Raw genomic sequence first — 7,140 nt, 5'->3', positions numbered from 1 at the left:
ACTTTTTGAATAATTTTCGAGCCGAGCCGACATAACCGGTGTAGCCTTCACGCAGTGAAGCTGTTGGAATAAATGCGACTTTCTTATTTTCAATTTCTTCCTTTATCAGACTTCCTACACTTGAAAAGTGCGAACATAAAAATAATTTCATCAATATTCTCCTTTATAAATTTCGATTTGTATAACAGTAGTTTAACACACGTTGTTTAAAAATACTACAGCCAAGCCAATGTCTGTAATTTGCCCTAAAATTTCATTTTATGGAATTTGGACTACTTGATTTTCTAATTGCATATGCAATTCGTGAAATGTATCATTATACTGTTGATACATCAGACACACAAATGTAAATAGGGACTAAAAAAATAAGCTGCGCAGGGGACTGGATTTAGTTCCCTGCGCGTGTTAATATAGAGACGTCTGGAAACGGATATTTTCAGATCATAACTGTGAAGATATCAGCAGTTATTGAAAATCCAAAACTGAAGAGACGGACAAACTGCGCTGTCGGTAAATGGCGAAGCGGTTCCGCCGGAATGGAGAAAATATGGATATTTTAAACGAAGCGAAGAAAAATTTCGACTACATGGTAAGGATCAGAAGACATATGCACGAGTATCCGGAAAACAGCGGTGTTGAGTACGAGACAGTAAAATATATTGCCTCTGAGCTCGATGCGCTGGGAATCGAGTATGTAGTCGTTCCGGAAGGTGGTATTATCGGACAGATCCACGGCGGAAAACCTGGAAAAACCGTTCTTCTTCGTGCCGATATGGACGCACTTCCAATCAAGGAGAGCAAGACAAACCTCACAAAGGAAAAGGTCTGCATCTCTAAGAACGATGGAATCTCCCACGCCTGCGGACATGACGCCCACACAGCGATGCTTCTTGCTGAGGCAAAGATCTTAAACGAGAATAAGGAAGACTTAAACGGCAATATCGTCCTCCTCTTTGAGCGTGGCGAGGAAGCCGGCGGAAATATCAGAAATCTACTTCCGTATGCCGTTGAGACAATGAAATTAAAGATCGATACCTGTATGGCAACACATGTAAAATGGGATGTTCCGACAGGAACGATCTCCGCGGAGCCAGGCGCGGTATTTTCCGGTGCATACGGATTTATCATCAAGCTTCACGGCCAGGCCGGTCACGGATCCCGTCCGGATCTTGCCCACAGTGTTTTAGACTGCTTCAACAATATCTATAACCATATCAATATGATCCGCATGAAATATGTGGCTCCGACGGATATCCTGACCTGCTCCGTTGGTTTCGTAAACTGCGGAACCGTCCGCAACATTATTCCGGACGAGCTGACCTTCGGCGGTACGATCCGTACCTTCAATGTTGACGGCGCAGGCGCACCGTTTGTAAAACAGCTGATGGATGTAGTCGAGAAAGAGTGCGAGCTCTGCCAGTGTACATATGAAATCCTTCATATGCCGGATCCGCTGTTCGAATGCCAGAACAACGCAGTCTGCAGCGAGATCGCGAAGAACGCAGTAAGAAAATATATCGGTGAGGATGCTGTTACGGTTGCACAGCCGTGGATGGCATCTGAGAGCATGCAGGCATGCTTAAAGCTCTGGCCGGGTATCATCACCTTCACAGGCATCCAGAGCGAGGAGGCCGGAACCGGTGCAAACCATCACACACCGGAATTCGATGTGGATGAGCGCGGTATGATCTACGGTGTTGCAGCAGCACTTGGATACGTGAAAGATTTCTTAAACTACGACAAGGAGATTCCGTTCAAGCCGTTCGAGGGAACCTTAAAGAATCTGGTTGAGAGAAACCTGTAAAAGCAACAGAAATGGTAAAAATTACCATTAACGGATAAAAAGGCCGAATAGCAATAAAAAGACCGGTGTATCAAGAAGAAATTTGATATGCCGGTCTTTTTGCGTACATACGTGGGTACCGAGTTAAAGCCTGTGTTTGCACGAGAGATTGGCAATTGTCAAGCGGATATTCGCAATCCGTTTCGCTGCTTGCTCATAACCGGATAACTGCTCCGCAGTTTATCAGAAGGAACTTGCACTCCTCCTGATACAAGTAAGTCTCCACCCACTGCTTATTGCTTTTCGCAATTGAAGCTAGGACTTACTTGATTCGGTTAAAAAGACAGAGGCAATAAAAGCCGATAATAAGCCCCGTGTTCCGGCACAGCGCGGTTTCCGGCGGTAATGGATCCGCCAAGATAGTGGATGCCGGTCCATACAATCGAAAGACCAATTCCATTTTTTCCACCATCACCCTTATAAAAACGTTCAAAAATATGAGGGAGCTCTTTTTCCAGGAATCCTGGACCATCATCCTGTATCAGAAGGATCAGCGAGTTACCATCTGTACTCATACGGATCAGAATCTCGTGATCGGCATATCGCAGACAGTTTGAAAGAATATTTTGTATCACCCGCTTCAACAATTCCGGATCCGTGTGGATCATTAGTGGACGTGCAGCTTCAAGATGTATCACGCAGTCCCTTCGGATCGTACTCATGATATCCACACACTCATCAAGAAATTCCATGACTTCCAGATCTGTCGGATGCAGGTCAAATGTGTGACTGTCCATTTTTGAGAGAGAAAGAATGCTTTCTACAAGGTCAGTCATGCGCAGACTTTCAGAAAGAATGATACTGGCAGCTTTCTGATGATCCTTTATGACATTGGAAACGATCCCCTGGGAATACCCGGTGATAGACGCAAGCGGCGTTTTCAGATCATGGGAAGCGTTTTGAAAAAACTGTCTTTTTTCTTCCTCGGATCTTCGGATCGTTTCTTCCATCTGGTTATAGGATCGTTTTAAAGATTCCAGTTCATTTAAAGAATAGGAATCATGGATCTGTGCGTCTGTTTCTCCATTGATCCTCTGGATCTGGAGACAAAGATGCCGGAGCGGGACAGAGATGGTTCTTGCAATTCCCCATACTAAAAAAGATGATAAAAACACAGAAGCGATTAAAATCGCAAGATACAATTTCCATGTATAATTCCAGAAAACAGATGAATCCGGAATTTGGACAACCGAAACAAAATACTTTGCCCGTACAGGTGTACTGGACGGAAACACATACATACTGATGTACCAGAAGTCTTCAGAAAGTAAAATGCGGGACGTTTTTCCGGAAATCAGTTCCCCTGACTGGATCATCCGGCGGCACTGTTCCTCCAAAGCAGATACCGGATAAATATTCCGGTCATTACCGGATTTAGGGAAGACAAGTTTTTGCTTGGAATTAAAAATCAAAAATATACCATTATAAGGCTGATCTCTAAGCTGCAGCCGGACAGAACGAAGCAAAGCTTTTGAAGATTCGCGCGTATTTTCCTTAGAATCTGAAGAAGTGTAAGCCGGGTCAGTGCTCAAACGATCCGACTCCGACTGAACCATCCCGATCAGATGCTCTGTTTCTTTCCTGGCAGTGTACTGTACATACCAACGGGAAGAAAGGAAAAAGGTGATTCCGACTCCGAAGGTTATCATAAAAATCACGAGAAAAACTGCAGAAAATAAACGTGTCTGGATACTCTTTCCAATCATATTGATTCGATCCCTTCTGGCCTTCGTTCGCTCATTCGATAACCAAAGCCCCATACCGTCTCGATCAGGGCAGTAGATCCGAACGAAAGTAGTTTTTTTCGAAGTCGTTTAATAAAATCCTCCGGCATATCTGCTTCCGGATCAGGACCTTGAAAATGCCAGACCTGTTCGGCTAATTCTTTTTTAGAAACAGCGTTATCTGCCCGTTGTATCATATACAGCAGAAAATCAAATTCTGTCGGTGTTACATTGAGATCATGTTCCTGAATTGTGACTCTGTGGCTGACAGGAAAAAGAACCAGATTTCCACATACAAACCGGGTGACAGGATCGGTCATGCCGGCATCGTAAAAGTGTGGATCAGACCGGCGGAATAATGCCTTTACCCGCGCAACGAACTCTAATGGAAGAAAGGGCTTTGTAATATAATCATCGCTTCCGAGAGTGATTCCCATAACACGGTCGAGCGGCGTATCTTTGGCAGATACAAAAATAATGGGAACGTGGCTTTGGCGACGGAAATAGGTACATAGACTGAGACCGTCGATTCCGGGCATCATGATATCGAGGATCAGCATATCGGGTTCTTTTGCGGAAAAGGCCTGACAGGCTTCCTGACCATCTTTAAACGTCTCTACTGTAAAGCCTTCATTTTCAAGAAATAGCTGCATCATTGTACGGATATTCGACTCATCATCTACTACATAGATCAGTTTTGACATGATAAATTACCTCATTTGTATTTATGTTTTCATATTAACAGGAAAGTTTAAAACCGTAAATGATTGCCGCATTTTTGCCACACAGGTGAACTGGTAATGCACACAGGGATAGCGGTATGATAAACACATAAAATAATTTAACCGAATCAAGTAAGTCCCCTGATTTAATTGCGAAAAGCAATAAGCAGTGGGTGAGGACTTGCTTGTATCAGGAGGAGTGCAAGCTCCTTCTGATAAACTGCGGAGCAGTTATTCGGTTATGAGCAAGTAGCGAAGCGGATTGCGAATATCCGCTTGACTGATGGAGGTAACAAGATGAAGAAAGGTTTAAAAATTTTATGCGCGGCGTTATCGCTTACTGCAATCATGTCCTTCTCTGCGTTTGCGGCTGAGACAAGAAAAGAATATAGGGCGGAAGCGGAACCGATCCGTACTGAGATGAAAGTGATGGAGGAGCAGATGGATGTTCTCAGGGAATCCAATAAAACTATCAAGGAACATTTCAAGAATATTCATCTGAACAAAAAGGAGACAGGAGAGCTTCCGGTTGACAAGGAAGTGTGGAAAGAGGCAAAAACACTTCATGGGAAAATAAAAACGATCCGTGAGGAAAACGGGGATTCCCAGGTAAAGAATCTTCGCGCAGAAGCGAAGGCGGCTGCCGAGAACAAAGATTTTGACACAGCAATCCTAAAATTAAAAGAAGCAGAAAAAGAAAAGGAAAAACGTCTGGAAATGCTGAAAGAGATCAATAGCATTTGGAAACAGATTGATGATCTTCTTTCTTCCGGGCAATAAGTGGAAGAAACGAGATTGAAAAGAATTTATTTGGGCTTGGCAGTTTCTGTGCTTCTGGCGGTCAGCCCCTAATTATTTGTCAGAGCTGAAAATTCCAAGTGCACACAATGGATATCTTATGGCAGAATGGCATTTTTACGCATCCGGGCCGGATAAGACAAATGAAAAGAAGCTGTGGACTACGGGAACGGATGCTGAGAAAAAGCTGATTACAGATAAGATCCAGACGGCGCTTGCATGGCAGCAGCAGACGGGAATTCCGACATGGGTTGGAGCCTGGATGCCGGGCAACTATAATAAAGGAAATACATACAGTGTAGAAGAGCAGACAGTATTTGCAGGATTTATGACGAAAGCATTGAGTGATGCAGGAATTCCGTTTGCGGTAAATGCAGATACAAAGTATTATAATGCGGAAGAGAATACATGGATTTCGTCCATGCAGCCGGTTTTTAAAACGATATTCCAATAAAAGAAGAAGCTATTACGAGCAGCGGAATGCTATCCGCTGCTCTTAGTGTATGTGATGCAATAGATAGCTCATAAAAAGTATTATTTTACTCCCATTTCGGAAAAGTGTTCCCCTTACTTAAAATTCTAAGTAATATGCATATTTACACATGGGTTTATTGAACCTGAACTTACCTAACGGTTCTTCAAACTTGGATTTATACTCGATATATCAATCTGTTAAATCTCTATTTAATAATTTCTTATACAAGACATCCATTCCAAAAGCACCCACAGGAGCAGCAGTAACAATTGCCATAACGGCAACTGATAAAACGATTTTCCCACATGCAAGACCTGCTGCAAGTGGCACAGAACCAATTGCTGCCTGTACAGTGGCTTTGGGTAGATAGGCAATCATACAGAAAAGACGCTCTTTCCATGTCAAAGGTGTGCCGACTAAACAAAGAGCAACACCCGCAGAACGGAAAATAAGGGCGAGGAAGATCATCAATATCGCCGCAATGCCAGCGTTCAGTGTATAACGAATATCCACCGCCGCACCGACCAGCACAAACAGGAGCACTTCCGCCGCCAGCCAGAGTTTTCCGAATTTTTCAGACAATCGTTTTGATACAAAGGTAACACTTTTGATTTTGAGAACGCAAGCCATGCTTACTACGGCCAACAGACCGGAGACAGATATACTCTCCTTCAACCATGTTTCAATCGCCATGAGCAGGAACGATACGCCCAAAACAACGATTACTTTCATGCTGTTTCGGACGCAGTGGTTATGTGTGTAGGCAGTTTCAAAAAACAAACTGAGCAGATACCCGGTGATTGCGCCCAAGGCAATGCCGAGGACGATGGAAACCGGGATATTGATAAAATCCATCAAATTTGCATGACCGCCCTGTGCCATGCCGAGAAAGGTAGAGAACAGCACAATAACGAAAATATCGTCGCAGGACGCCCCTACCAGAATAAGCTGGGGAATACTTTTGTCTGTGCCGTATTTTGAGTCCATCAACTGAACCATGCGTGGCACAACGACTGCCGGAGAAACTGCGCCGAGGACAGCGCCCATGACAGCGGCCTCTATTCTGGTAACGCCTAAAATGCCAGGCGCAAACAGAAAGAACGCTAATATTTCACAGCTTGCCGGGACACAGGACATCATAATGGCGGGTCGTCCTACCCTTTTCAAATCAGCCAGATTGAGGGATAGCCCTGCTTTGAGCAGAATGATGATAAGAGCCATTTGCCGTAGGTCAGCGGAAATGGACAGGATAGAGGGATCGAGCAGGTCAAGGACATAAGGTCCCAGCACAATACCCGTAATCAGCATACCAATAATGCGGGGCAGCTTGAGCCGTTGACAAATTGCAGCCATGAACAGACCAACAAGAAAAATGAAAGCCAGTGATGTTAACATAAAATTCTCCTCCTTTGGACGCAAAAAAGCTGATGCCTTTCTGCGAACAGATAATCGCAGAAGTCATCAGCTTAAAAAGCGGTTTAGGTTTCCCAAGGGAGAACTTCATTCCCTTTAACGGTTTCAATAATACCTCTGACTTCTTATCATGTCAAGTTATTTTGGAAATTATCATCATTGTCA

General features: G+C 43.9%; 6 protein-coding genes, 1 pseudogene and 1 riboswitch. Of the genes and pseudogenes, 3 read left to right on the top strand and 4 right to left on the bottom strand.

Annotated elements, in window-relative coordinates; all coding sequences use genetic code 11:
* Window positions 1-151: pseudogene (locus ABCW45_RS16495) on the bottom strand (Type 1 glutamine amidotransferase-like domain-containing protein); the annotation flags it as partial.
* Between the two features lie 396 nt (window positions 152-547).
* On the opposite strand from ABCW45_RS16495, the gene ABCW45_RS16490 reads away from it, so the two are divergent.
* Window positions 548-1,804 (top strand): M20 metallopeptidase family protein, encoded by a 1,257-nt coding sequence (locus ABCW45_RS16490; protein ID WP_242998003.1) that lies wholly within the window; start codon window positions 548-550, stop codon window positions 1,802-1,804.
* A 314-nt stretch (window positions 1,805-2,118) separates the two neighbouring features.
* Here the strand turns inward: ABCW45_RS16490 and ABCW45_RS16485 are convergent, their stop codons facing one another.
* Window positions 2,119-2,958: a sensor histidine kinase gene (locus tag ABCW45_RS16485; RefSeq protein WP_343221203.1), complete on the bottom strand. Its 840-nt coding sequence runs from the start codon at window positions 2,956-2,958 to the stop codon at window positions 2,119-2,121.
* Between the two features lie 587 nt (window positions 2,959-3,545).
* A complete protein-coding gene (locus ABCW45_RS16480; RefSeq protein ID WP_117503125.1) occupies window positions 3,546-4,271 on the bottom strand; it encodes a response regulator transcription factor in 726 nt (241 codons plus the stop codon).
* Between the two features lie 315 nt (window positions 4,272-4,586).
* Here ABCW45_RS16480 and ABCW45_RS16475 point away from each other — a divergent pair, with 315 nt between their 5' ends.
* Complete coding sequence (locus tag ABCW45_RS16475; RefSeq protein WP_343221202.1) at window positions 4,587-5,069, top strand: hypothetical protein; 483 nt, start codon at window positions 4,587-4,589, stop codon at window positions 5,067-5,069.
* Between the two features lie 118 nt (window positions 5,070-5,187).
* A complete protein-coding gene (locus tag ABCW45_RS16470; protein ID WP_343221201.1) occupies window positions 5,188-5,541 on the top strand; it encodes a hypothetical protein in 354 nt (117 codons plus the stop codon).
* Between the two features lie 210 nt (window positions 5,542-5,751).
* On the opposite strand, the gene ABCW45_RS16465 is transcribed toward ABCW45_RS16470, so the two are convergent.
* Window positions 5,752-6,957: a cation:proton antiporter gene (locus ABCW45_RS16465; protein ID WP_117503128.1), complete on the bottom strand. Its 1,206-nt coding sequence runs from the start codon at window positions 6,955-6,957 to the stop codon at window positions 5,752-5,754.
* 50 nt (window positions 6,958-7,007) lie between these two features.
* Window positions 7,008-7,079, bottom strand: a riboswitch (Fluoride riboswitch).
* Between the last annotated feature and the right edge of the window lie 61 nt (window positions 7,080-7,140).

This window comes from Pilosibacter fragilis (genome assembly GCF_032490495.1).
In the GTDB taxonomy this organism is placed as follows: domain Bacteria; phylum Bacillota; class Clostridia; order Lachnospirales; family Lachnospiraceae; genus Pilosibacter; species Pilosibacter fragilis.
The sequence above is the reverse complement of the archived record's forward strand: the minus strand, read 5'-3'. Positions and strand labels throughout refer to the sequence as shown.